This window comes from Peptococcus simiae, assembly GCF_046097595.1.
Taxonomy (GTDB): domain Bacteria; phylum Bacillota; class Peptococcia; order Peptococcales; family Peptococcaceae; genus Peptococcus; species Peptococcus simiae.
The window spans coordinates 98,569-121,504 of record NZ_JBJUVG010000002.1; the positions used below are offsets into that span (position 1 = coordinate 98,569).

Below are 22,936 nucleotides of genomic sequence, written 5' to 3' on the forward strand. Positions count from 1 at the left end.
GAAATATGCATAAACATACAGTCGCCTCTGTGCGCGAGGCCTTTGTTTCCGGACAGGAAAGTGCTGTGGATATTGCGACAGCCTACTTAAACCGCATCAAGGAAGTGGACAAGACCATCAATGCCTTTATTACTGTGGATGAGACACAAGTCCTTGAGCAAGCAAAAAAATTAGATGAAAAACGGGCGCAGGGCAAAGACCTTGGCCGCTTGGCCGGGGTGCCCATTGCCTTAAAGGACAACCTGAGCACCCGGGGCTTACGTACGACCTGTGCCTCTAAAATGCTCGAAAACTATGAACCTATTTTTAACGCCCATGTCGTTGACCGTCTCCTTGCTGAGGACGCCATCATCATTGGTAAAACCAATATGGATGAATTTGCCATGGGGGCAACCACCGAGACCTCTTATTTTGGCCCAACCCTGAACCCCATCAATCAAGGCCGGGTACCGGGCGGGTCCAGCGGCGGCTCCGCTGCCGCCATTGCTGCGGACATGGTACCGGTAGCCCTGGGCAGTGACACCGGGGGGTCTATCCGTCAGCCGGCTTCCTACTGTGGTATTTACGGGATTAAGCCGACCTACGGGGTGGTTTCCCGCTATGGCTGCGTGGCCTTCGGGTCTTCCCTGGACCAAATAGGGCCAATGGGCCATTCTGTCGCTGACCTGGCTATCCTCCTGTCTGTCATTGCCGGCTATGATGACCGGGACAGCAACTGCCTGCCGGAAGACCGGCCGGACTATCTGGCTGCCCTCCAGGCGGATATCAAGGGCAAAAAGATTGGTATTCCCCAGGAAATGCTGGATGCGGTCACCAACCCGGCCATTCGTGAGGCCGTTCAGGAAGCCGCTAAGATATATGAAAGCCTGGGGGCAGAAGTGGAAACCTGCCACCTGGACTACCTGGAAGCCTCTATTCCGACCTACTACCTCATCGCAACCGCTGAGGCCTCCTCTAACCTAGCCCGGTTCGACGGTGTCCGCTACGGCTTGCGGGTTGAAGGCAAGGACGTGGTTTCCATGTTCAAAGAAACCAGACATGACGGCTTTGGCGATGAAGTCAAGCGGCGGATTATGCTCGGGACCTATGCCTTGAGTGCCGGCTATTATGATGCCTTTTACCTCAAGGCCCTCCGGGTTCGCCGGCTCATCCAAAATGCCTTTAAGGACCTCTTTAAGACCTATGATGTCTTATTGACGCCGACCGCCATCCAGGTGGCCCCGGCCCTTGGGGAACACCTGGATGCTGTAGATGCCTACCGGCAGGACCTCCTGACCTGTCCGGTGAATTTAGCCGGCTTACCGGGGTTATCGATGCCCTTTGGCGAATTAGACGGCCTGCCCATAGGCTTGCAGCTCATTGGCGATGTGCGTGGCGACAGCACCCTCATTAGCTTTGCTGCTGCATTGGAAGGTCAAACGACGGAGGTGGCTCAATGAGATACGAACCGGTAATCGGCTTAGAAGTCCACGTAGAGCTGAAGACAAAAACAAAAATTTTCTGTGGGTGTACCACCGCTTTCGGTGGGGAACCCAATACCCATACCTGCCCGGTTTGCTTAGGCCTGCCCGGGACCCTGCCGGTTTTAAATAAGCAGGTTCTCCATTATGCCATTTTAGCCGGCCTGGCAACCAACTGTACCATTAATAAGTTTAGCAAGTTCGACCGGAAAAACTACTTTTATCCGGACCTGACCAAGGCCTACCAGATTTCCCAGTTTGATGAGCCCATTGCTGAACATGGCTATGTTGATATTACTGTAGATGGCCAGGAAAAACGCATCGGCATGACCCGGATCCATATGGAAGAAGATGCCGGGAAACTTATCCACCAGGGGGCCAGCATTACCGCCTCCAACAGTTCCCTGGCCGACTATAACCGGGCCGGTGTCCCCTTAATTGAAATCGTTTCCGAGCCGGATATGCGGTCCGCTGCAGAGGCCAGGGCCTACTTGGAAGAATTAAAGGCCATTATTACCTATATCGGTGTCAGTGACGCTAAAATGGAGGAGGGGTCCTTACGGTGTGACGTTAATATCTCCTTGCGACCGGTCGGCCAGGAAGCCTTCGGGACCCGGGCTGAAATCAAGAACCTCAACTCTTTCCGGGCCGTTGAACGGGCTATTGCCCATGAAATTGACCGTCAAAGTGACCTCCTGGATGACGGCGAAGAGGTGAAACTCGAAACCCGGACCTGGGACGATGCCAAGGGGGTAACCCACTCCCTCCGGAGCAAGGAAAATGCTGATGACTACCGCTATTTCCCAGATGCGGACCTTCCCCCGGTTATCGTTACAGATGAGGATATCGATCGCTTACGGGCGGAAATCCCTGAGCTGCCCCGGAGCCGCCGCCAACGTTTTGTGACCGAAGCCGGCCTTTCTGAAGCAGATGCTGGCCTCTTAGCCGAAGACCGCTACCTGGCAGACTTCTTTGAAGCGGCCTGGAAGGCCTATGGAGAAGCCCAACCGGTTGCCAACTGGCTTTTGGGGGATATTGCCGCCAAGCTTAATACCGATGGAATCCAGCTGGCCGATAGCCAGTTCCAACCGGCCCAGCTGGTCGACCTCTTAAACCTCATTAAGGACGGATCCATTAGTGGTAAAATCGCTAAGGATGTCTTTGTTAAGGCCTTTGAAACCGGTGACAGCCCGGCTGATATCGTAGAAAGAGAAGGGTTGAAGCAAATTTCCGATACGGGCTCTTTAGAACCCCTTATCCGGGACATTGTAGCGGCCAATCCCAAGTCTGTCGAAGACTATAAGGCCGGAAAAAAGAAGGCCTTAGGCTTTTTGGTCGGCCAGGTCATGAAGGAAACCAAGGGCCAGGCCAACCCTGGCTTGGTAAACCAGCTCCTAACAGAGGTTTTGGACAATGCTTAAGCTAGACAAGGCCGCTATCCTGTCTGCCCTAGACCATACCCTCTTGAAGCCCCAGGCCGGTGCGGCAGACTACCAGGCCTTCTTTCAGGCGGTCAGAGACATTCCTGTTGCCTCGGTTTGCATCCCGCCCAACCGGGTTCGAGCAGCCCAGGCGGCCCTGGAAGGAAAGAACAAAATCTGTACCGTCATCGGCTTTCCCAATGGCTACCAGACCCCTGCAGTCAAGGCCTTTGAGGCCAAGACAGCTGTCGCTGAGGGCGCCGATGAGATTGATATGGTGGTTTGCATCGGCGATATTTTAGCCCGGGACAAGGACCGCCTGACAGATGAGGTCCGGCAGGTGCGGGAAGCGGTGCCGGAGGCCTTGCTCAAGGTCATCATTGAGACAGGGGCCTTGTCCCCGGACCAGATCCGCTGGCTGTGTGAGATTCTACCGCCTTGTGGGGTGGACTTTCTAAAAACCAGCACCGGCTTTAACTTCCCCGGGGCCTCTCTGGAGGCGGTTCAAATCATGCGCCAGGCCTTACCGGAGACCATTGGCATCAAGGCTTCCGGGGGCATCCAATCTCTGGAAGAGGCCATGGCCTACTTAGATGCCGGTGCCAGCCGGATTGGAGCCAGTCGCCTACTGGCGGCTTGCCAGTCATTGTAACCAGCAAAAAATCCTATTCCACAGGTCTGTGGAATAGGATTTTTCATATCTTTTGTACTTGCTTGAGGAGGTGCATATGGCCATCCACTATAAAGGCTACCTGGCAAGGCTGGAAGACTTGCCCAGCTCTGACCTGCCTGCCCATGCGGTGCCCTATGATGAACCAGCTGACCTGGACAGTTTGGTCAAGGCCATCATGCCTTGGCACTGGCCCCTGCTAGCCCTGGTTGCCTTGGCCTATGGGGCCAGGTGTCTGGTCACCGGGCACTGGCTTCATTTACCCACTATTTTGGGCTGCCTGGCCATTATACCGGGCTTTTTTCTCCATGAGTGGATCCATGCCTGGGCTTTTCCAAGGGGGGCGGAGGTCCATGTTTACCAAAAAATAGATGCCGGCCTGCTCATGGCTTATTCACCCCAACCGGTTAGCCGGCTGCGTTTTATTGTCATTTCTGCAGCACCGGGGCTGCTTTTGGGCCTTCTGCCCTTAGGGATTTGGGCCTTGACGGGCAGCGACCATTACCTGGTCCGGTCCCTTTTTCCCTTTGCTTGTGCCCTTTTATTAGGGGCGGTTGGAGACCTTTACAATATCTACAATACCCTTGTACAGGTGCCCAAGGAGGCCTATGTCCAATTATCCGGCTGGCACAGCTATTGGTTCCGCTAAGTCCTGGCTGGCGTGCATTCGGGCATAGACGCCGCCTTTTTCCAGGAGGGTCTGGTGGTTGCCCTGTTCAACAATCCGCCCGTCATCGATAACGATGATGTGGTCTGCATTGCGGATGGTAGAGAGGCGGTGGGCAATGATCATGGTCGTCCGGCCCCTAGTCAGTTGGGCAAAGGAGGCCTGGACCAGCTTCTCTGTTTTGGTATCAATAGAAGAGGTGGCCTCATCTAGAATGAGGAGGGGCTTGTCGGCTAAAATGGCCCGGCTGACGGCCAGCAATTGCCTTTGGCCGCCGGATAGGTTGCTGCCGTTATCCTTTAGGATGGTTTCATAACCGTGGGGCAGCTGGCGGATAAAGTCATCCGCCCCGGCTGCCTTAGCTGCTGCAATGACTTCAGCCTTCGTGGCCTCCGGTCGACTGTAGCGGATGTTATCGGCGACACTTTCCGTAAAGAGGAAGGTGTTTTGGAGGACAAGGCCAATCTGGTCCCGGATAGACTGACGGGACAACTGGCTGGTGTCCTGTCCGTCCAGGAAAATAGTCCCCTTATCCGGGTCATAGTAGCGGTTGAGCAAGGAGGCAATGGTCGTCTTGCCCGATCCGGTTGCCCCGACCAGGGCCACTGTTTCCCCGCTGGGGACTTCAAAGGAAATATCATGGAGGACCTCTTCATCATCATAGCTGAAAGAGACCTGGCGGTAAGAAATAGCACCGCCCTTGAAGTCATAGGCCTTGAGGCCGGTATCATCTTCCGGCGGGCTATCCAGGAGGTTGAAGATCCGTTCAGCGCCGGCAATGGCCGCCTGGATGGTGTTAAAGAGACTGGCCAGGTCGTTGAGGGGGCGGGTAAACCGCCGCATGTACATCAAGAAGGAGAAGAGGATCCCCACCGTTAATTGGCCCCCTGTAATAATCAGGTAGCTACCGATGAGGGTAACGGTTAGAAAGACGAGGTTATTCAGAAAGTCGGTAATCGGTTTCAGGACCGAAGCAGCCTGGGCTTTTTTGTAGGCATCTGCCAGGTCGTCATTGAGACGGATAAAGTCCTTCTGGACACTTTCCCGGGTATCATAGAGGAGGAGCATTTTTTGAGCGGAGATATGCTCTTCCGCATAGCCATTGACCGCCCCCAAGTTTTGCTGCAGGGCCCGGTAATAGCGGGATGAAAAATGGATGACCACCCGGGTGCTGATAAAGACGAAGGGGAGGACCAGCATGCTCCAGCCGGTAAGGGTAGGCGATAGGAGCATCATAGCGATGAAAATCCCCACCAGGTTAATGAGGGCCTCTAGGACAGAACTCACACTGGTGGCTAGGGTCTGGTTGATGCTATCAACATCATTGGTCAACCGGCTCATCAGGTCACCGGAGCTCTGGCGGTCAAAATAAGACAGGGGGAGGCGGAGGAGCTGGGCAAAAATCGAGGCCCGTAAGGACTTGGAAATATTTTGGGCGACGAGGGCCATGATCCTGGTATCCAGGTAACTGAGGGCAGAGGTGGTTATAAAAAGGGCAATCATACCCAGGGCCAGACGGCCGAGCCCTTCCAGGTCCATTTGTAAGATATACTTATCAATGGCCAGGCCCATCAGGTACATGCTGAAGATGGTCAGGGCGGTGACCAAGGTGTTGGCAATAGAGGCCAGGATGATCATGCCCAAGGAGGGACGGAGGGTGCCGATGAGGCGTTTAAGGGTTGGCCAGGTGTTTTGGGCGGGCTTGGGCCCTGCCATGGCCTTTTTCTGCCGATGTCTACTCATAGCGTCACCTCTCGGTCAGACTGGTTCAGGGCAATGGCTTGATAGGTGGGGCTCTCTTCCAGTAAAGCCTCATGGGACCCAATGGCTTCGATGCGGCCACGGTTCATAACGATGATTCGGTCACACCGCTTCAAGGTGCTGATCCGTTGGGCGATGATAATCTGGCTTTGCTCGGTCTTATGCTGGTCCAGCTCATCTAAAAAGCGCTTTTCCGTCAGGACGTCTAGGGCGCTGGTGCTGTCATCCAAAATCAGGACCCGGGGCTTTTGTAAGAGGACCCGGGCAATGGAGAGCCGCTGTTGCTGGCCGCCGGACAAGTCGTTCCCCCGCTGCTGGATGGCCGTGGATAGGCCACCCTCCCGGTGGATATAGAGCTCCTGGGCCATCGCCTGGTCCAGGGCTTTTTGCATATCTGTCGCACCGGCCTGGGGGTTGGCGATTTTCAGATTTTCTTCAATACTGCCGGAAAGGACGGTATTGTCCTGCTGGACCAGGCCAATGGCTTGCCGCAACTGGACCAGGTCCAGCTGGGGCAGGGGGACTCCGCCAAAGGAAACAGTCCCCTCTTGGGGGTCATAAAAGCGGAGCATTAAGCCGACCAGGCTGGACTTACCGGACCCTGTCGGCCCAACAATGCCAATCCGTTCATTTTCCCGGATGGTCAAGTGGATATCCCTTAAGGTATCCTCAGCAGCCTCTTCATCATAGCGGAAGGAGACATGGTCAAAGTCAATCTGGTAGCCCTGGGCTTCTTTGCCGCTTGCAGGCGATTGGATGCTGGTTTCTGTATCAACCACTTCCTGGATCCGTTTTAAAGAGGCCTGGGCCTGGGAAAACATATAAATAACAAAAGAGCTAATCATGACCGCCATTAAAATTTGAGACAGATAAGTGGAGAAAGCCATGATTTTCCCGACCTCAAGCTGGCCGGCATAGACTTCATAGCCCCCCACCCAGAGGATGGCGACGCTAGAGAAGTTGAAGGTCATCATAATAAAGGGGGACATGAGGATCATCAGGAGGGCAGACTTGAGCTGCCAGTTGTATAGGTCATCATTGGCCTTGCTAAAGCGGATTTTCTCCAGGGGCTCCGCCAAGTAGCCCTTGATAATCGGCATGCCGAGGATGCTTTCCCGGGCAATCCGGTTTAAGGCATCCAGCTTTTCCTGGACCACCGGGAAGACCTTGACGGCCCGGACCAGGACAATGGCGATAATAGCAATGAGGACAGGAATAGCGATACAAAAGATCAGAGACAGCTGGCGACTCAGCCGGATCGCCATAAATAGGCCCCCAGTCAATAAGAAGGGGACCTGTAAAAAGGTATTCTGGATGGATAAAATCACCGATTGGACATGGCTGACGTCATTGGTCATCCGGGTAATGAGGGTGGGGACGGAAAAGCGGTCTAATTCTTTGTGGGAAAAGGTCGTTATTTTTGAAAAGAGGGACAGCCGGATCCGTTGGCCGGCCCGCGCCGTTGTCCGGGCAGCCATATAATAAGAGATGATTCCGGCCAAGAGACCGCCGATGGTTGTTAAGAGCATGAGCAGGGCTCTTTCTTTGATGTAGGCCAGGTCCCCGTTGGCCACCCCGTTATCGACAATCTGCGCCATCAGCGTGGGTTGGAGTAAGTCTGCAGCGACAGATAGGAGCATAAAGGCCGGGGCAATCAGCAAAAAAAGTGCATCTTCTTTGATATACTTCCAAATAAAAGCCATAGGACACCTCCATATCCTGGGATAAATTACCAAATAACCAAGGAAGGTAACCGATAAACATCTATAAAAAAGAAAAAAGTGGTCTGACAATCAGACCACTTGGACCACGCCCGATAGGAGTCGAACCTACGCTTTTGCCTCCGGAGGGCAACGCTCTATCCACTGAGCTACGGGCGCTTAACGATTGATATTATAGCCTGAATGAAGTGATTTGTAAAGGGGTCGTTTTCATAAGATAAAAAGAAATTAAGCTTGACCTGGCGGTGGCCGGTGGGGCCTTTAAGAAAATTAGATAAAAGACCATCAATTTTTTGTAAAAAAAGGCTTGCATTTTTTCTGGAGTGTGATATTATGTAATAGCGCCAGAGATGAGCGCTATGCGGAAATGGCTCAGTGGTAGAGCATCGCCTTGCCAAGGCGAGGGTCGCGAGTTCGAATCTCGTTTTCCGCTTCCAGCACCCCAAAGGGTGCTTTTTTTGTATCTAAAATCAGGAGGGTCTATGATTAAACTGGTACTTGCCACCCATAATGAAAAGAAAAGAAAAGAAATGGAAGCCCTACTCGCCCATCTGCCCTTTGAAGTAGAGAGCCTAGCCGCTTATCCGGCTGTAGGCGAAATCGTTGAGGACGGAGAGACCTTTCAGGAAAACGCAGCCATTAAGGCGCAAACCGTCGCCCGTCTGACTGGCCAGCTGGCCCTGGCCGATGACTCAGGCCTGGTGGTAGAGGCCCTAGACGGAGCCCCTGGGATTTATTCGGCCCGGTATGCCGGGTTCGCCCATGATGACGCAGCCAATAATAAAAAATTATTGGCCGATTTGGCTGATACCCCCAATGATAAGCGCCAGGCCCACTTTGTCTGTGTCTTGGCTCTGGCCTTGCCCGACCAATCGCCTATTTTTGTCGAAGGGCGGCTGGACGGGGTCATTCTCCGGTCGCCGGCCGGGGCCAATGGCTTTGGCTATGACCCCCTCTTTTTAGTCCCGGAAGCCATGAAGACCTTGGCTGAGATGGGGCCAGCGGAGAAGAATACTATTAGCCACCGGGCCCGGGCCTGCGCCAAGGCTGTCCCTATTCTCCAGACCTTTGCTCAAACCGGCCACTTGGCCCAGGAAGGGTAAGGGCAGGGCCATGAAGCAGACAGCTAGCCGCTTATTCTTGTCCCTGGCAGGCTACTGGCTATCCGACCAGGCCCAGCAAGCGGTTGCCTTTCCCTCGCCCAGCGGACCTGCCTTTTCAGCCTTAGGAGAAGAACAAAGCTACCGCTACCGCTTCATCTTACCGGCGGCCTTTTTAGGCCAACGCTGCGCTTTTTTTTGCGAAAGCATGGCTGCGCCGGCCTATATTTATATGAATGGCGTCCTGGCTCACATCCACTATAGTCCGGGTGAAGCGGTTGAATTTGCCTGCAATGACTTACTCCAGGTCGGCGACAACCAGTTGGTCATTCGCTTTGTCAACCTGCCGGATAAGGATACCTGCCCCTTGTTGCCGCCGCTCAATATAGCTGCAGAAGATTGGCTGGCCTTAGCTGCTCCCCTTGGTATGCCGGCAGCAGGTGTCTTTGGCTCCATTGGCATTAAGACGACGCCCTGGTCCTATATTTCTAACGGTTACCTGACCAAAGAAGAGGGGCACCTGGCCTTCCAACTGGAGGTCCTCGGCCGTCTGGATCAGGTCTATGTCTTTCTGCTGAATGAAGATGGGGAGGACCTTTACACAGGTGAGGGTAAGCGCCATACCATACCGGACGGTCTACTCCAGGCCTGGTCCCCGGACCAACCGACCCTCTACCAGCTGGAGGTGCAGGCCATCGACAATGACCAGCTCATGGACCACTGGCTTCTACCCTTTGGCTTACTGGCTCCTGGACCCGACATAGACGGGAACCTCCCCATCCTATCCTTAGAGACCTTTTGTCAAGAGCAGACCGGTCCGCTGGTTCAAGCCCGGGCCGGCTACCTCCGCTTAGATGGTCTAACCCAGGCTGACCCCTACCTAGCCCTCTGTGACCAGATTGGCCAGCAGGTCATCCTGGACCTGCCACCCGTTACGATCTACGCCCAGGGCATCGAGGGGGCCAGGCGGCGCAATTTACTGGAAAAGTGGTTAAGGCGGTATGGCTGTCATCCCTGCATCCAAGCTTGGGGCCTTGGGGAAAATAGCAGTGGATTTTCTGCAGCAAACCTTGCCGCCTATAGGGCCCTGGTTGACCAGCTGGATCCCTTCCGGCGTCCCTTATTGACCAGCTTTTCAGCAGAGTGAAGGGAGCGCCTTTTGTGACTAATGACAAGTATTGATAACTTTCAATTGACGCCCATGCAAATGTATGTTAGCCTTAAGGCAATATCATATTGTAATGCAGAGGTTGCGAGGACAAAGAGTCGGCTGCGGAGGCGAAAAAGCGCCATTGAAACAGACCTAAAGGTGTCTTCGCCGAAAGAGAGGGTGCTTTCTTCACTTCTTTCTTGGAACTAAACTCAATAGGTTTAGGGCTGTCAATGAATCCATTGTTGTGCTGCAAAACTGATGCATTACACCACAAGCAATTGTGGTGTTTTTATATGGTAAAAAAAGAGGAGGTTTCAGGATTATGAAACTAAAAAAATTAATGGCAACTGTACTCACCCTGGCTTTAGCTGTATCTGTCACCGCCTGTGGCGGTAATGGTGCGAGCGAAAGCGCTGCTACATCTGAACCGGCGGCGTCAACTGCAGCGACCGATGGCGGCCTTCAAACCGTTGAAAAAGGGAAGTTAACCATTGCCATGGAAGCCCAATACCCGCCCTTCAACTGGACCCAGGTCGATGACAGCAACAATGCTGCGCCGATTAAGGGGACCAATACCTTTGCCAATGGCTATGACATCCAAATGGCTCAATTGGTTGCTAAAGAACTCGGCTTAGAATTACAAGTGGTTAAACTGCCCTGGGATTCCCTGTCTCCGGCTGTCCAATCCGGTACAGCTGACTTGGTTATGGCCGGAATGAGCCCGACAGCTGAACGCCGGAAAACGGTGAACTTCTCTGACCCCTACTACCTCAGCCAACTGGTTGTTGTCGTCAAAGAAGACAGCCCCTATGCTCAAGCCAAGACCAAGGAAGACTTCAAGGATGCTAAGGTAACGGCTCAAGTCAATACCTTCCATGCTACCGCCCTCAAACAATTAACTGCAGCAAAAATCCAAGACCCGATGAAGGACTTCAGCACCATGCGCGAAGCCTTAAAATCCGGCATCATCGATGGCTATGTTTCTGAAAAAGTAGAAGGCTTATCTGCTCAAAACGCCATCAAAGGCTTTACCTTTGTTGAATTTGACGAAGCCAATGCTTTTGAAACAGACCCTAACGACATTGCTATTGCTGCAGCTGTCAAAAAAGGCAATGACGCCCTGATGGAAGCAGTTAATAATGCCCTGAAGAAAATCAGCGATGAAGACCGTGAAGCTTTGATGGAAAAGGCCATCAAGGAACAACCTGCTGCATAAGCGACTTGACTCCATGGACTGCCCTTATATAAGGGCAGTCTCTTTTCTGAAAGGAAGGCTATAATGGCATTATTAGAACCCATTTCCAATATATTGGCCAATTATGGGAACTGGTACTTGCGTGGCATCGGGGTAACCCTGCTTTTGGCTGTCGTTGGGACGCTGGTGGGCCTGGCCATCGGCATGCTGGTAGGGATGTACCGGGTCATTCCCATCGAGCGCCAGTCTAACAAGGTCCTGGTGACCCTGTATAAAATCGGTCGCTTTCTGACCACCTGCTATATTGAATTTTTCCGGAGTACCCCCATGATGGTCCAGGCCATGTTCATCTACTTTGGGATTGCAGCCGGCCTCTTTGGTGTCCAACTCAATGTTCTGACGGCCGGGCTGCTGATTATTACCATTAATACCGGGGCCTATATGGCAGAAATTGTTCGGTCCGGGATTATTTCTGTGGATAAGGGCCAGTATGAGGCGGCCCATTCGGTAGGCCTGAGCCACTGGCAAACGATGAAGGGCATTATCATGCCCCAGGCCCTGCGTAATATTTTACCGACCATCGGTAATGAATTTATCATTAACATGAAGGACAGCTGCGTCTTATCCATCATTGGGGTAACGGAGATTTTCTACACCTCCCAAACCATCGGTGGGGCCATGTTTAATGTAGGCCCGCCCTTTCTCATTGCCTGTGTCATCTACCTAGTCTTAACCCTCGTGACCACCCGGATTCTGGGTTTAATTGAACGTAAGATGGATGGCAGCGACCACTATGAACTCATGGTTGACTTAGATGGCAGCGCCTATATGAGTAACCTGGGCCAAGGAGGGCAAACAAAATGACAAAAGCTGTTCTTCGGATTGAGAAATTGAAAAAATCCTTTGGTTCCAGGGAAGTACTGCGGCAAATTGACCTGGAGGTAGCTCCCGGTGAAGTGGTCTGCCTGATTGGGTCATCCGGGTCAGGGAAATCAACCCTGCTTCGCTGCATCAACCTTTTGGAGCAGCCGACCGGCGGCGCCATCTACTTTAAAGACCAGAATATTTTAGCAGACCAGGTCGACCAGAACCAATACTGCACAAAAGTGGGGATGGTTTTCCAGCAGTTTAACTTGTTCAATAACATGTCTGTTCTTAAAAACTGCACCTATGCCCAGGTCAAGGCCCTGGGCCGGTCAGAACAAGAGGCAGAGGAGACGGCTAAAAAATATCTCCGACAAGTGGGCATGATCGAATTTGCCAATGCCCTGCCCCGACAACTCTCCGGTGGGCAAAAGCAACGGGTGGCCATTGCCCGGGCGCTCTCTATGGATCCGGAAGTGGTCCTCTTTGACGAACCGACCTCGGCCTTAGACCCGGAAATGGTTGATGATGTTCTGGCCATCATGAAGGACCTGGCTGGTAGCGGCCTGACCATGATTGTCGTCACCCATGAAATGAACTTTGCCCGCGATGTCGCTGACCGAATTGTCTTTATGAATGAGGGCATTATCCTGGAAAGCGGGACGCCGGACCAATTATTCGAAAATCCCCAGCATGACCGGACGCGGGAGTTTTTGGCCCGGGCTGCCCGTTAACATTTGACAGTCCAGGTCCTGCATGATAGCATGACCGGTAACCTGATATATAAAAGGAGATGCTGCTATGAAAGAATTAAATATTGCCGTTGTTGGCGCCACTGGTGCTGTAGGGCAAGAAATTCTCAAGGTGATCGAAGAGCGTAAAGTGCCATTTAAATCCCTAAGGATGCTGGCCAGTTCCCGGAGCGCGGGCAAAGAAATAACCTTTATGGAAAAAACATATACCGTAGAAGAAACCACCCTGGATGCCTTCAAGGGCGTAGATGTGGCCCTATTTGCCGGTGGCCCAGCCAGCCGAGCCTTTGGGCGAGACGTCCAGGCAGCCGGGACGGTTGTCATTGACAATAGCAGCACCTTCCGTTTAGAGGAAGATGTCCCCCTCATTATTCCGGAAGTCAACGGGGAGGCAGCTAAAAACCATAAGGGGCTCATTGCCAGTCCGAACTGCTCGACGACCCTCTTGGTAGGGGCCATTAACCCCCTCCACCAGAAAGCGGGCGTCAAGCGGATTATTGTCAGTACCTACCAGGCCGTTTCCGGTGCAGGTGCTGCCGGTCTGACGGAATTAGAAGACCAGTCCCGTCAAATCCTTGACCACAAACCCATTCATCTGGATGTTTTCCAACACCAAATTGCCTTTAACTTAATCCCCCATATTGATGTTTGGCAGGAAGAGGACTACAGCAAGGAAGAGACCAAAGTCCTCCATGAAACACATAAAATTTTAGACGCGCCGGATATGGCCATTACGGTCACAGCCGTTCGGGTGCCGGTTATGCGGAGCCATGCGGAAAGTGTCTATGTGGAATTTGAAAATCCCCTTTCCCCGGATGAGGCTCGCGAAATTCTCGCTGCAGCCCCCCGGGTGGTCTTACAGGACAAGCCCCATGATAACATCTACCCCATGCCGATTACGGCAACGGGCAGCGATGATATTTATGTTGGCCGGATTCGCAAAGACCTCTACAATGACCATGCCTTAAACTTATGGGCCTGTTTCGACCAAATTCGTAAGGGGGCAGCTACCAATACGGTGCAAATTTTAGAACTTTTGCTGGAAAAGGATTGGATATAAGCAGATCATTCGCTTAAGGAGGCATCCCCTCCTTAAGCGTTTTTTGTGGGTTGATAAAAAAAAGTAATCCTAGCATAAAACAAAACTGTTCCATCAGGAGATATGGTATACTTGACCTGTGTATACAATATGTCGTCTTTATGGGATTACTTATACAATGAGGTGACGATATGACAGCGAAGGTCATAACGGCCTTGACCTATGCAGAAACCGATGTACCGAATGTATCCGGGGAAGAGTTCCCTGCAGATATCGGTGTTTTATACCACATTCCTTTTAATTATTCGGTTATTGGTCAACGCTTAGCCCTGTTACTATATGAAAAGGGCGTTAAATTATTTGAACAAGAAAAATTAACAGTCGTTTTTAGCACTTACCTACCGGCCACTGAAATTGAAGATGAAATGCGCTTATCCAATGATGGGTCTCGCTACATTACCATTGGGCTCAATGCAGAAGATTTTAACCGGCGGTCTGACCAAGAAAAAAAGGCTATTTTACTGGCGACAACGGAACGTATTCTTTTAACCTATGATACGGAAGACCAGTTTACCGATGATATCCTCGAGGCGGTTGCTATTATCCGGGAAGGGGATGAAGACCTGCCCCTTTTATATCGCAGTAAGTGCGACCAAAAAATAGAGGTCCACCTGTCCCTGCGGCTATTTAATAACGGTCAGTGTCAAATTTATTCCACCATTAAAGATAAGCACGGGGATGTGCTCCGTCATGATCACCTGGATGACGCCCACTGTCTATCTGTGGCCATGCAGCGGTGTGGCAGTATCTTAATCCGCAAAAATAAGGTCATCATTAAGCCTAAGAAAAACATCCTCAGCAAAAATTTAAAACCAATTGAAATTGAATACTCCTTATAAGTCTACGGCTGACGGTTTCGGCGTCAGCCGTACGCTTTTAACGGATTGGTTACCGATACTTTTTTTACCAGCTGATTTGTGGTATTGTAAGGTAAAACTATTTTAGGAGGTCCTATGCGCAGCATGACAGGATTTGGGGCTGGTACTGCAGAAAATGCTCAATGGCATGTATCGGTCGCCATCCATTCGGTGAACCACAAGCGATTGGATTGGCGTATTTCAATGCCACAAATTTTGCGCCCCTATGAAGTAGAATTAAGACAGGCCTTGAGCCAAGAAATATTCCGCGGGAATATTAATGTTGAGGTTCGCCTGGAAGACCTGGCTGCCGGCCAGGCCCGTTGGGCCATTAATGAAAGCTTATTGGCTACTGTTGCCAGCCACTTGAATAGCCAGGTCGGAGAAGGCGATTTCAGCCGGCAGGAATGGCTAGCCCTTTTACAAATTCCGCACATGATTGAAGACCAAAACCTTAGCTTTGACGAAGAGGATAAGCCCTTGATCTTCCAAGCCCTCCAAGCCGCCCTGGCCAATTACAGCCAGGCGGCCCTGGCAGAAGGCGACCGGCTGGCTGCAGACTTAGACCAGCGTTTAGAAAAATGTGTGACCAACCTCGGGGTCTTACAAGAAGTTGCCCCCCGGGTCAGCCAGCAGCTTGAGGAAAAACTGCGGGACAAACTGGAAGAGGTTCTAGGCCAAGCCGGCGTCAATGAGCAGCGGCTGATGGAAGAATTGGTTTACTTTATGAACCGGACCAGTATCGAAGAAGAACTGGTCCGTCTAGACAGCCATATAAAAAAACTCAAAGACCTCTTCAAAGAAGAAGGCCCTATTGGTCGAGAAGCGGATTTTTACCTCCAGGAAATGAACCGGGAAGTGAATACCTGTGGGTCAAAGATTAATGATACCCGCGGCAGCCACGCAGTTGTTGAATTGAAAACACTGATTGATGCCATGCGGGAACAAATTCAAAATATCGCCTAAAATTGTGACTGGAAGGAGGCGCTTATGTTAGCGCATAAACAAGAAGGCATTGTCATCGTATTATCAGGGCCTTCCGGTGCAGGAAAAGGGACCCTTTGCGAGCACTTAAGAGAACAAATAGATATCAACTATTCTATTTCTGCGACCACGCGAGACCCCAGACCCGGTGAAAAAGACCAGGTCGATTATTTCTTTATGACCCGAGAGGCCTTCAAAGAAAAAATAAAGGCTGACGGCTTCCTGGAATGGGCAGAGGTCTATAAAAATTATTACGGAACGCCTCTCGACTATGTGGAAGAGCAGGTCCAGGCGGGCAAAGATGTGATGATTGAAATTGATCCCCAAGGGGCAAAGCAGGTTAAATTGAAAAAAAGCGATGCGGTTCTGGTTTTTATTATGCCACCTTCCTTTGCTGAACTGGAGCGTCGTATCCGGGGACGGGGAACGGAAAGCGAAGAACAGATTCGCCATCGGTTAGGGAATGCTATGAATGAAATCAATACCCTAACGGCCTATGATTATGTCATCGTCAATGACGATATCCATGAAGCAACAGCAGACCTGCAGGCCATTATCAATGCAGAAAAGTGTCGCGTTGAGCATAATAGCCGCTTACCGCGCCAGTTTAGAGTGGAAAAGGAGCAAAAATATGATTCAACCGAGTATTGATAAATTACTTGAAGAAGCGGATAGTAAGTACTCTTTGGCCGTCGTTGCTGCCAAACGGGCGCGAGAACTGGTTGATGGAGCGGTGCGTTTAACAGATGCTCCGACCAATAAAAGCGTTTCCATTGCCCTGTGCGAAATTGGCGAAGGGCATGTTTCCTATGCTTTTAATGATGATGTGAAGACAGAGGATCCTGTAGAGGAGTAGGTCTTTATGAATGTTATCTTAGCTGTTAGTGGGGGGATTGCGGCCTACAAGACCCTGCCCTTGACCAGTGCCTTGACCAAGGTTGGTTGTGACGTCCAGGTAGTTTTGACCAAGCACGCCAGGGAAATGGTTATGCCGCTGCCCTATGAAACCCTAACATCTCGGAAGGTCATTCTGGATATGTTTGAGCCCCAGGCTGAAGATGTCCTAGCCCATATTAACCTGGCCCGGTGGGCCGACGTGGTCGTTGTCGCGCCGGCGACGGCGAATATTATCGCTAAAATGGCTCATGGCATAGCCGATGATTTCCTATCCACCTTGCTCCTGGCTTATGGCGGCCCGTTGCTCGTGGCTCCGGCTATGAATGATCAAATGTACCTGCATCCGGCGACCCAGGCCAATATTGAGACCATTGCCCAACGGGGGGCGGAGATTTTAGCCCCAGTTGAGGGTCAGCTGGCCTGCCACACAGTCGGGGTTGGAAAGATGATGGAGCCGGAGGATATCTTAAAGGCCATCCTCGCTACAGCCATGCCAAAAACAATGACAGGTAAACGGATCCTGGTGAGTGCCGGACCAACTCAGGAACAGGTAGACCCTGTCCGTTATTTAACCAACCATAGCTCCGGAAAGATGGGCTATGCCATTGCCCAGGCGGCTAAAAATGCCGGGGCAGACGTAATCCTGGTTAGTGGCCCGGTCCACCTGGACCCACCGCCGGGTATTAAGACCATCCCTATTATTAGTACCAGGGACCTGGAAAAGGCCATTACAGAAGCATTTGAGACTTGCGATGCCTTAATTATGGCGGCAGCGCCGTCAGATTATCGGCCGGCGGTTTACCTGGACAACAAGATGAAGAAGGGGGAGGAAGACCTGTCCCTGGCCCTGACCCGCAACCCGGATATCCTATCTGCTGTCAAGGAAATTAAAAAGCCCCATCAAGTGCTGGTGGGCTTTGCTGCTGAAAGTCAGAATGTAGAGGGCTACGCCCAGGATAAATTAAAGCGTAAAGGCTTAGATATGATTATCGCGAATGATATTACAGCAGCCAATGCGGGTTTTGGTCATGATGTCAACACAGTGACCGTCATTGACCGCGCCGGCCAAGTGGACCACTGGCCCACCATGTCGAAAGACCGTCTAGCTGCTCAAATCATTGAACGTGTCGATAAACTTTTAAATGAAAAGAAGTCCTTATAAGTATTATGGCAAAAGGGGAGAGCTTATTTGAAAAAGTTTTTTACTTCAGAATCAGTGACGGAGGGGCATCCGGATAAAATAGCGGATCAAATTTCCGATGCCATCCTGGATGCTATTTTAGAAAAAGACCCCAATGCCCGGGTGGCTTGTGAAACCTTTTTAACCACCGGCATGGTCTTTATTTCCGGTGAAATCAGCACCAGCTGCTATGTCGATATGCCGAAAATTGCCCGCGGGGTCATCCATGACATTGGCTACAATGATGCTCGCCAAGGCTTCGATTATAAGACCTCTGCAGTTATCACGGCCATTGGGGAACAGTCACCGGACATCGCCCAAGGGGTCGACTGTGCCCTGGAAGCCCGTGAAGGGGCAATGAGCGACGAAGAAATAGAGGCCATCGGTGCCGGGGACCAGGGGATGATGTTTGGCTATGCCTCTGATGAAACACCTACCCTGATGCCCCTGCCGATCTACCTGTCCCACCGGCTGACCCGTCGCTTAACAGAAGTGCGAAAAAATGGGACCCTGGACTATCTCCTGCCTGATGGTAAGAGCCAGGTCACTGTTGAATACGAAGATGGAACCCCGCGTCGGGTGGATACCATTGTTATATCAGCCCAACATACAGATGCCGCTAACTTAGACCAGTTGCGGGAAGATATTATTGACCAGGTGGTCAAGGTAGCCATTCCGGCGGACCTCCTGGATGACCAGACCCAATACTTTATTAACCCCACTGGACGCTTTGTCATCGGCGGCCCTCAAGGGGATGCCGGCTTGACCGGCCGGAAAATTATTGTTGATACCTACGGTGGCATGGCCCGGCATGGTGGCGGGGCCCTGTCCGGTAAAGATGGCACCAAGGTTGACCGGTCCGGCGCTTACGCGGCTCGGTATGTGGCTAAAAATATCGTGGCTGCCGGTTTCGCCAAAAGATGCGAAGTGCAACTGGCCTATGCCATTGGGGTAGCTCGGCCGATGAGCGTTCTTGTGGAGACCTTCGGGACAGCTACCGTTGATGAAGAAAAACTGGCCCAGGCGGTGATGACCGTCTTTGACCTGCGTCCGGCTGCTATCATTCGTGACTTAGAATTACGGCGCCCCATCTTCCGGGCTTGTGCTGCGTATGGGCACTTTGGCCGCGAAGACCTGGACCTGCCTTGGGAAAGAACCGACCGGGTAGATGCCTTAAAAGAAGCCGTCAAGGGTTAATATCAAAGATGCCGCATGCGGCATCTTTTTTTTGAAAGGAGGCGGGGTCTTGTTTGTCCAAGTGGTCTTAAATTTACCTTATCCGCCAGGTGGAAAAGCCTTTACCTATGCCGTTCCGCCCCACTTAGCTGAAGACCTGAGTGTGGGCATGCGGGTCCTTGTACCCTATGGCCGGGGCAATAAAGCCATGCCGGCCCTGGTCGTCGCTGTGTCCGATAGGCATAGTATGGAAGCCGGCGTTCAGATTAAGGCAATCATAGACCTTTTAGACCAGTCTCCTGTTTTAAGTCCGGAGCAGGTGGCCCTTGGCCTGTGGACGGCCAAACGATTTTTATCACCTATTTACCTGGTCTTTGAAGCCATGTTACCGGCCTATATCCGGCAAAAGCTTGAAAGGGTCCTGGTTGGTCAGGCTGGTACAGGTGACCTGGACGCCAGGACCAAGTCTTTTTTAGATTACCTCCAGACGCCAAGAACGGAAAAGAAAATAAAAGGCGCCTTTTCAGACTGGCAGGCCCTACTTGCCCCCTTAGAAGAGGAAAAGCTGGTGCAATGGCGCTGGCAATACACAGAACCGAAAGAAAAGCCCCTGGCCCTCTACCTGGCAGACTTATCTGAAGAGGCCTTCAAGCTGGCTGAACAGGACTTGGCTCGCGCCCCCCGCCAACAGGCTACCCTCCTGGCCCTTTTTACAGATGGCCCCCAGACGGCCAGTCAATTGCGGCACCGCTTTGGCGGTACCAATCCCCATGCCAGCCTTTCCGCGCTTATGAAAAAGGGCTACGTGCGCAAGGAAGAAAGTTACCAGGCCGCGACCATCCATTCGGCCCAGGTGACCCCGCCAGCCAGGGAAATTACCCTTTCTGAAGGCCAGGCCCAGGTCATGGCGGCCTTGGAAAGAAGTTTGGCGGCCGGGACCTTTGCCTCCTTCCTCTTGCAGGGGATTACCGGGAGTGGGAAGACGGAAATTTATATCCGGTCAGTGGCCCGGGTCTTGGCCAAGGGGCAGACAGCCCTGGTGTTAATTCCGGAGATTTCCTTAACCAAGCAGATGCTTTCCCGCTTTGCTGCACAATTTCCAGATGACATAGCTATTTTACATAGTGGGCTGACAGATAAAGAACGCTACCAGCAGTGGCGAGACATTAAAGCAGGTAAGAGACGGGTTGTCATCGGGACCCGGAGCGCTGTCTTTGCTCCGCTTGAAAACCTGGGCCTGGTTATTATCGATGAGGGCCATGACGGGGCCTATAAGCAAACGGAGCCGGACCCACGTTACCATGCCCATACCGTGGCGGAAAAACGGGCCCAAATGAACCAGGCTCTTTTTATTTCAGGGAGCGCCACCCCATCTGTAGACCTGGCCTACCGGGCAGATGCGGGCAGTATTACCCGGTTGTCCCTTCATGAACGGCCCGGGGGTGCTAACCCGCCCACCGTTCAAGTCTGTGACCTTCGCCGGGAGCTGGACCCTCGACAGGTCTTCAGTGACCAACTGATACAGGCCTTAAAGGAAAGGCTGGCCCTGGGCGACCAGGCCCTCTTATATATGAACCGCCGGGGCTATGCGACGGCCCTCGTCTGTGACGAGTGCGGTGAAGCCATCCTTTGCCCCCACTGTGACGTGGCCCTGACCTACCACAAGAATAAGGGGGTCCTTCGCTGTCATTATTGCGACTTTGTCAGTCGGCCACCGGCGACTTGCCCTAATTGCCAGTCAGACCAGCTCAACCACCGGGGCATGGGGACCGAGCAAGTTGAGCAGGCCTTCCATGCCCTTTTCCCTGAGGTTAAAAGCCTCCGATTGGATTCGGATACAAGCCGCGACCAAGGCGAAATTCTGCGGGCCTTCCAAAAAGGGGAGGCCCAGGTCTTGATTGGGACCCAGATGATCGCCAAGGGCTTGGACTTCCCCAATATTACCCTCACCGGAGTGCTGAATGCAGACTTAGGCCTTTACCTGCCAGACTACAGGGCAGCTGAGCGGACCTTCCAAGAGCTGACCCAGGTGGCTGGACGGGCCGGCCGGGGGGATAAGCCCGGCCTGGTCATCTTTCAAACCCGGCAGCCGGACCATCCGTCTCTTGTAGCCGCGAGTGCTCAAGATTATGATATGTTTTATAATCATGAAATTGAGGTACGTAGAATGATAGACTATCCACCTTTTACTCACCTGATGCAGGTGGTGGTGAGTGATGGGGACCGGCTGGTGGCTGAAGAAGCCATTCATGCCCTGGCCAGAGATCTCAAGGCCCTGACGAAAGTCAGCGCTAAGGATGGCGAACGTTACGTTCAACTGGCCAATGACCCGGATTCCCGGGACCGGCCTGACCGGCGCCTGATTATCCTTGGCCCGAGTCCTGCCCCCTTGGAAAGGGTTAGAAACCGTTGGCGGTACCAGATGATTTTAAAGGCAGCCCACCTGCCAACCCTACTGACCGTGGGCATTTGGTGTAGGAATTACCGATTTTCCTCAAGAAAGAGTAAAAGTTTGCGCTTAACGGTTGATGTTGATCCTGAAAATATTCTATAGTAGACACTGATAAGGAGGCGTCTATGGCTAGATATCAAATCGTAACCGCAGGTGATTCCGTCTTACGTAAAACGGCCAGACCGGTCGATGAAGTGACGGATCGCACGCGTCAAATATTAACCAATATGACTGAAACCATGTATCATGCACATGGTGTTGGCTTGGCGGCCCCCCAAGTGGGGATTTCCCGCCGGATGATTGTCGTCGATGTCGGCGATGGTCTCATGCAGCTCATCAACCCTGAAATTGTCAAGAAGGAGGGCCTCCAGGAAGGGCCTGAAGGGTGCTTGAGCGTACCAGGCTTTAACGGCATCGTCATTAGGGCCAACCAGGTTCAGGTCAAGGCCCTGAATGAAGAAGGGCAGGAAGTGACCATTGATGCGGAAGGCTTTAAGGCCCGGGCCCTGCAACATGAGATCGACCACCTGGATGGGATTTTATACATTGACAAAGCCAGCAATGTGGAGCGTGCAGAATAATGCGGGTGATTTTTATGGGCACCCCGGATTTTGCTGTTCGTATTGCTGAAGCGGTTATCGCCGCCGGGCATGACCTGGTGGCTGTTTATACCCAGCCAGACAAACGGGCAGGACGGGGCAAGAAGGTCTTACCGCCGCCGGTTAAGGTTTTTGCTGAAGAGCGGGGTATCCCCGTTTATCAACCGGCCAAACTCGATGATGAGGCTTTTACAGATTTCATCGCTCACCAGGCCGATGGGGCTGTGGTTGCCGCCTATGGCAAAATCCTACCTAAAAAATGGTTGGAGGCCCTGCCCCAAGGCTTCGTTAATGTGCATGCTTCCCTACTGCCAGCTTATCGCGGTGCAGCCCCCATCCAATGGGCCATCCGCAATGGCGATGCTGAAACCGGCATCAGTCTGATGCGGATGGAGGAGGGCCTAGATACCGGTGCGGTTTACACTCAAGACCGGACGGCCATTGGGCCGGAAGAGGATAGCGATGCCCTATTCGAGCGGCTGGCAGCCCTTGGGGGCGCAGCCATTGAGGCCCACTTAACGGCCATCCTGTCCGGTCAGCTGGCCCCGGTGGCCCAAGATGATAGCCAGGCTTCCTATGCCCCAAAATTCAGCAAGGCAGATGAGGCGATTGACTGGCGGCAGGATGGGCAGGGCCTTGTTCAACTCAACCTGGCCTTTGGCCATCAGACAGGGACCTACACCAAGCTGGCCGGCCAACGCTTGAAGGTCATCAAGATGACCTTCCTGTCTTCGGAAGACAGCGACCAGGCACCCGGCACGATTTTGAATGCCTCTAAAGCCGGGATTGATGTTCAAACAGGGGCCGGCGTGGTCCGCCTGCAGACGGTCCAACCGGCAGGGAAGAAGGCGATGCCTGTTCATGCTTACCTAAATGGCACTAGGCTGGCTGCCGGTGATCACTTTGACGCTGTTGAGGAATAAACGAG

Annotated in this window: 21 protein-coding genes, 2 tRNA genes and 1 riboswitch; of the genes, 20 read left to right on the top strand and 3 right to left on the bottom strand. The window is 52.5% G+C overall.

Annotated features, from left to right (window positions below):
- Positions 1-5: 5 nt before the first annotated feature.
- The 4 genes from gatA (at position 6) to ACKQTC_RS01975 (ending at position 4,200) form a co-directional block, all read left to right on the top strand.
- Positions 6-1,439 (top strand): Asp-tRNA(Asn)/Glu-tRNA(Gln) amidotransferase subunit GatA, encoded by a 1,434-nt coding sequence (gene gatA / locus ACKQTC_RS01960; protein WP_408976753.1) that lies wholly within the window; start codon positions 6-8, stop codon positions 1,437-1,439.
- Positions 1,436-2,881, top strand: a complete 1,446-nt coding sequence (gene gatB, locus ACKQTC_RS01965; RefSeq protein WP_408976754.1) for an Asp-tRNA(Asn)/Glu-tRNA(Gln) amidotransferase subunit GatB — start codon at positions 1,436-1,438, stop codon at positions 2,879-2,881. The genes gatA and gatB overlap by 4 nt, the downstream gene beginning before the upstream one ends.
- The gene (deoC, locus tag ACKQTC_RS01970; RefSeq protein WP_408976755.1) at positions 2,874-3,533 is read left to right on the top strand and encodes a deoxyribose-phosphate aldolase; all 660 of its coding nucleotides are present in this window, start codon (positions 2,874-2,876) and stop codon (positions 3,531-3,533) included. The genes gatB and deoC overlap by 8 nt, the downstream gene beginning before the upstream one ends.
- A gap of 76 nt (positions 3,534-3,609) precedes the next feature.
- The gene (locus ACKQTC_RS01975; protein ID WP_408976756.1) at positions 3,610-4,200 is read left to right on the top strand and encodes a metalloprotease family protein; all 591 of its coding nucleotides are present in this window, start codon (positions 3,610-3,612) and stop codon (positions 4,198-4,200) included.
- On the opposite strand, the gene ACKQTC_RS01980 is transcribed toward ACKQTC_RS01975, so the two are convergent.
- The 3 genes from ACKQTC_RS01980 to ACKQTC_RS01990 form a co-directional block, all read right to left on the bottom strand.
- Positions 4,168-5,961: an ABC transporter ATP-binding protein gene (locus ACKQTC_RS01980; RefSeq protein WP_408976757.1), complete on the bottom strand. Its 1,794-nt coding sequence runs from the start codon at positions 5,959-5,961 to the stop codon at positions 4,168-4,170. The two genes, ACKQTC_RS01975 and ACKQTC_RS01980, sit on opposite strands and share 33 nt — an antisense overlap.
- A complete protein-coding gene (locus tag ACKQTC_RS01985) occupies positions 5,958-7,682 on the bottom strand; it encodes an ABC transporter ATP-binding protein (RefSeq protein ID WP_408976758.1) in 1,725 nt (574 codons plus the stop codon). Before ACKQTC_RS01985 ends, ACKQTC_RS01980 begins: the two co-directional genes overlap by 4 nt.
- A gap of 105 nt (positions 7,683-7,787) precedes the next feature.
- Positions 7,788-7,859: transfer RNA gene (locus tag ACKQTC_RS01990), tRNA-Arg, on the bottom strand.
- Between the two features lie 202 nt (positions 7,860-8,061).
- Between ACKQTC_RS01990 and ACKQTC_RS01995 the strand changes: the two genes are divergently transcribed.
- The 16 genes from ACKQTC_RS01995 (at position 8,062) to fmt (ending at position 22,931) form a co-directional block, all read left to right on the top strand.
- Positions 8,062-8,133, top strand: a tRNA-Gly gene (locus ACKQTC_RS01995).
- A gap of 49 nt (positions 8,134-8,182) precedes the next feature.
- Positions 8,183-8,803 (top strand): XTP/dITP diphosphatase, encoded by a 621-nt coding sequence (locus tag ACKQTC_RS02000; protein ID WP_408976759.1) that lies wholly within the window; start codon positions 8,183-8,185, stop codon positions 8,801-8,803.
- Positions 8,804-8,813: 10 nt separating this feature from the next.
- A complete protein-coding gene (locus ACKQTC_RS02005) occupies positions 8,814-9,947 on the top strand; it encodes a glycoside hydrolase family 2 protein (RefSeq protein ID WP_408976760.1) in 1,134 nt (377 codons plus the stop codon).
- Between the two features lie 89 nt (positions 9,948-10,036).
- A riboswitch (Lysine riboswitch) is annotated at positions 10,037-10,211 on the top strand.
- Positions 10,212-10,275: 64 nt separating this feature from the next.
- Entirely contained in the window at positions 10,276-11,169 is an 894-nt protein-coding gene (locus ACKQTC_RS02010; RefSeq protein ID WP_408976761.1) for a transporter substrate-binding domain-containing protein, read from the top strand.
- 63 nt (positions 11,170-11,232) lie between these two features.
- On the top strand, positions 11,233-12,012 hold the full coding sequence (locus tag ACKQTC_RS02015) for an amino acid ABC transporter permease (RefSeq protein ID WP_408976762.1): 780 nt from the start codon (positions 11,233-11,235) through the stop codon (positions 12,010-12,012).
- Positions 12,009-12,746 (top strand): amino acid ABC transporter ATP-binding protein, encoded by a 738-nt coding sequence (locus tag ACKQTC_RS02020; RefSeq protein WP_408976763.1) that lies wholly within the window; start codon positions 12,009-12,011, stop codon positions 12,744-12,746. The genes ACKQTC_RS02015 and ACKQTC_RS02020 overlap by 4 nt, the downstream gene beginning before the upstream one ends.
- Before the next feature lie 67 nt (positions 12,747-12,813).
- Complete coding sequence (locus ACKQTC_RS02025) at positions 12,814-13,824, top strand: aspartate-semialdehyde dehydrogenase (protein WP_408976764.1); 1,011 nt, start codon at positions 12,814-12,816, stop codon at positions 13,822-13,824.
- 170 nt (positions 13,825-13,994) lie between these two features.
- Positions 13,995-14,702, top strand: a complete 708-nt coding sequence (locus ACKQTC_RS02030) for a hypothetical protein (RefSeq protein ID WP_408976765.1) — start codon at positions 13,995-13,997, stop codon at positions 14,700-14,702.
- Between the two features lie 114 nt (positions 14,703-14,816).
- Positions 14,817-15,686, top strand: a complete 870-nt coding sequence (locus ACKQTC_RS02035; protein WP_408976766.1) for a YicC/YloC family endoribonuclease — start codon at positions 14,817-14,819, stop codon at positions 15,684-15,686.
- Positions 15,687-15,710: 24 nt separating this feature from the next.
- Positions 15,711-16,355, top strand: a complete 645-nt coding sequence (gene gmk / locus ACKQTC_RS02040; RefSeq protein ID WP_408976767.1) for a guanylate kinase — start codon at positions 15,711-15,713, stop codon at positions 16,353-16,355.
- The gene (gene rpoZ / locus ACKQTC_RS02045) at positions 16,336-16,560 is read left to right on the top strand and encodes a DNA-directed RNA polymerase subunit omega (RefSeq protein ID WP_408976768.1); all 225 of its coding nucleotides are present in this window, start codon (positions 16,336-16,338) and stop codon (positions 16,558-16,560) included. Before gmk ends, rpoZ begins: the two co-directional genes overlap by 20 nt.
- Before the next feature lie 6 nt (positions 16,561-16,566).
- A complete protein-coding gene (gene coaBC / locus ACKQTC_RS02050) occupies positions 16,567-17,763 on the top strand; it encodes a bifunctional phosphopantothenoylcysteine decarboxylase/phosphopantothenate--cysteine ligase CoaBC (protein WP_408976769.1) in 1,197 nt (398 codons plus the stop codon).
- Positions 17,764-17,790: 27 nt separating this feature from the next.
- Positions 17,791-18,978 carry a methionine adenosyltransferase gene (metK, locus tag ACKQTC_RS02055; protein WP_408976770.1) on the top strand — a complete coding sequence of 396 codons (1,188 nt, stop codon included), beginning with the start codon at positions 17,791-17,793 and terminating at the stop codon, positions 18,976-18,978.
- Between the two features lie 49 nt (positions 18,979-19,027).
- Entirely contained in the window at positions 19,028-21,511 is a 2,484-nt protein-coding gene (priA, locus tag ACKQTC_RS02060; RefSeq protein ID WP_408976771.1) for a replication restart helicase PriA, read from the top strand.
- 23 nt (positions 21,512-21,534) lie between these two features.
- A complete protein-coding gene (gene def, locus ACKQTC_RS02065; RefSeq protein ID WP_408976772.1) occupies positions 21,535-21,990 on the top strand; it encodes a peptide deformylase in 456 nt (151 codons plus the stop codon).
- Positions 21,990-22,931, top strand: a complete 942-nt coding sequence (gene fmt, locus ACKQTC_RS02070) for a methionyl-tRNA formyltransferase (RefSeq protein ID WP_408976773.1) — start codon at positions 21,990-21,992, stop codon at positions 22,929-22,931. Before def ends, fmt begins: the two co-directional genes overlap by 1 nt.
- Positions 22,932-22,936 lie beyond the last annotated feature (5 nt).

Excerpts from the sequence above, each read along its gene's own strand:
- ACKQTC_RS02035 (WP_408976766.1), top strand. The coding sequence starts at position 14,817 with ATGCGCAGCATGACAGGATTTGGGGCTGGTACTGCAGAAAATGCTCAA.
- ACKQTC_RS01980 (WP_408976757.1), bottom strand. The coding sequence starts at position 5,961 with ATGAGTAGACATCGGCAGAAAAAGGCCATGGCAGGGCCCAAGCCCGCC.
- rpoZ (WP_408976768.1), top strand. The coding sequence starts at position 16,336 with ATGATTCAACCGAGTATTGATAAATTACTTGAAGAAGCGGATAGTAAG.
- coaBC (WP_408976769.1), top strand. The coding sequence starts at position 16,567 with ATGAATGTTATCTTAGCTGTTAGTGGGGGGATTGCGGCCTACAAGACC.
- ACKQTC_RS02015 (WP_408976762.1), top strand. The coding sequence starts at position 11,233 with ATGGCATTATTAGAACCCATTTCCAATATATTGGCCAATTATGGGAAC.
- ACKQTC_RS01975 (WP_408976756.1), top strand. The coding sequence starts at position 3,610 with ATGGCCATCCACTATAAAGGCTACCTGGCAAGGCTGGAAGACTTGCCC.
- ACKQTC_RS01985 (WP_408976758.1), bottom strand. The coding sequence starts at position 7,682 with ATGGCTTTTATTTGGAAGTATATCAAAGAAGATGCACTTTTTTTGCTG.
- gmk (WP_408976767.1), top strand. The coding sequence starts at position 15,711 with ATGTTAGCGCATAAACAAGAAGGCATTGTCATCGTATTATCAGGGCCT.
- ACKQTC_RS02005 (WP_408976760.1), top strand. The coding sequence starts at position 8,814 with ATGAAGCAGACAGCTAGCCGCTTATTCTTGTCCCTGGCAGGCTACTGG.
- gatA (WP_408976753.1), top strand. The coding sequence starts at position 6 with ATGCATAAACATACAGTCGCCTCTGTGCGCGAGGCCTTTGTTTCCGGA.
- ACKQTC_RS02030 (WP_408976765.1), top strand. The coding sequence starts at position 13,995 with ATGACAGCGAAGGTCATAACGGCCTTGACCTATGCAGAAACCGATGTA.
- ACKQTC_RS02020 (WP_408976763.1), top strand. The coding sequence starts at position 12,009 with ATGACAAAAGCTGTTCTTCGGATTGAGAAATTGAAAAAATCCTTTGGT.
- def (WP_408976772.1), top strand. The coding sequence starts at position 21,535 with ATGGCTAGATATCAAATCGTAACCGCAGGTGATTCCGTCTTACGTAAA.
- ACKQTC_RS02025 (WP_408976764.1), top strand. The coding sequence starts at position 12,814 with ATGAAAGAATTAAATATTGCCGTTGTTGGCGCCACTGGTGCTGTAGGG.
- deoC (WP_408976755.1), top strand. The coding sequence starts at position 2,874 with ATGCTTAAGCTAGACAAGGCCGCTATCCTGTCTGCCCTAGACCATACC.
- ACKQTC_RS02010 (WP_408976761.1), top strand. The coding sequence starts at position 10,276 with ATGAAACTAAAAAAATTAATGGCAACTGTACTCACCCTGGCTTTAGCT.
- fmt (WP_408976773.1), top strand. The coding sequence starts at position 21,990 with ATGCGGGTGATTTTTATGGGCACCCCGGATTTTGCTGTTCGTATTGCT.
- ACKQTC_RS02000 (WP_408976759.1), top strand. The coding sequence starts at position 8,183 with ATGATTAAACTGGTACTTGCCACCCATAATGAAAAGAAAAGAAAAGAA.
- gatB (WP_408976754.1), top strand. The coding sequence starts at position 1,436 with ATGAGATACGAACCGGTAATCGGCTTAGAAGTCCACGTAGAGCTGAAG.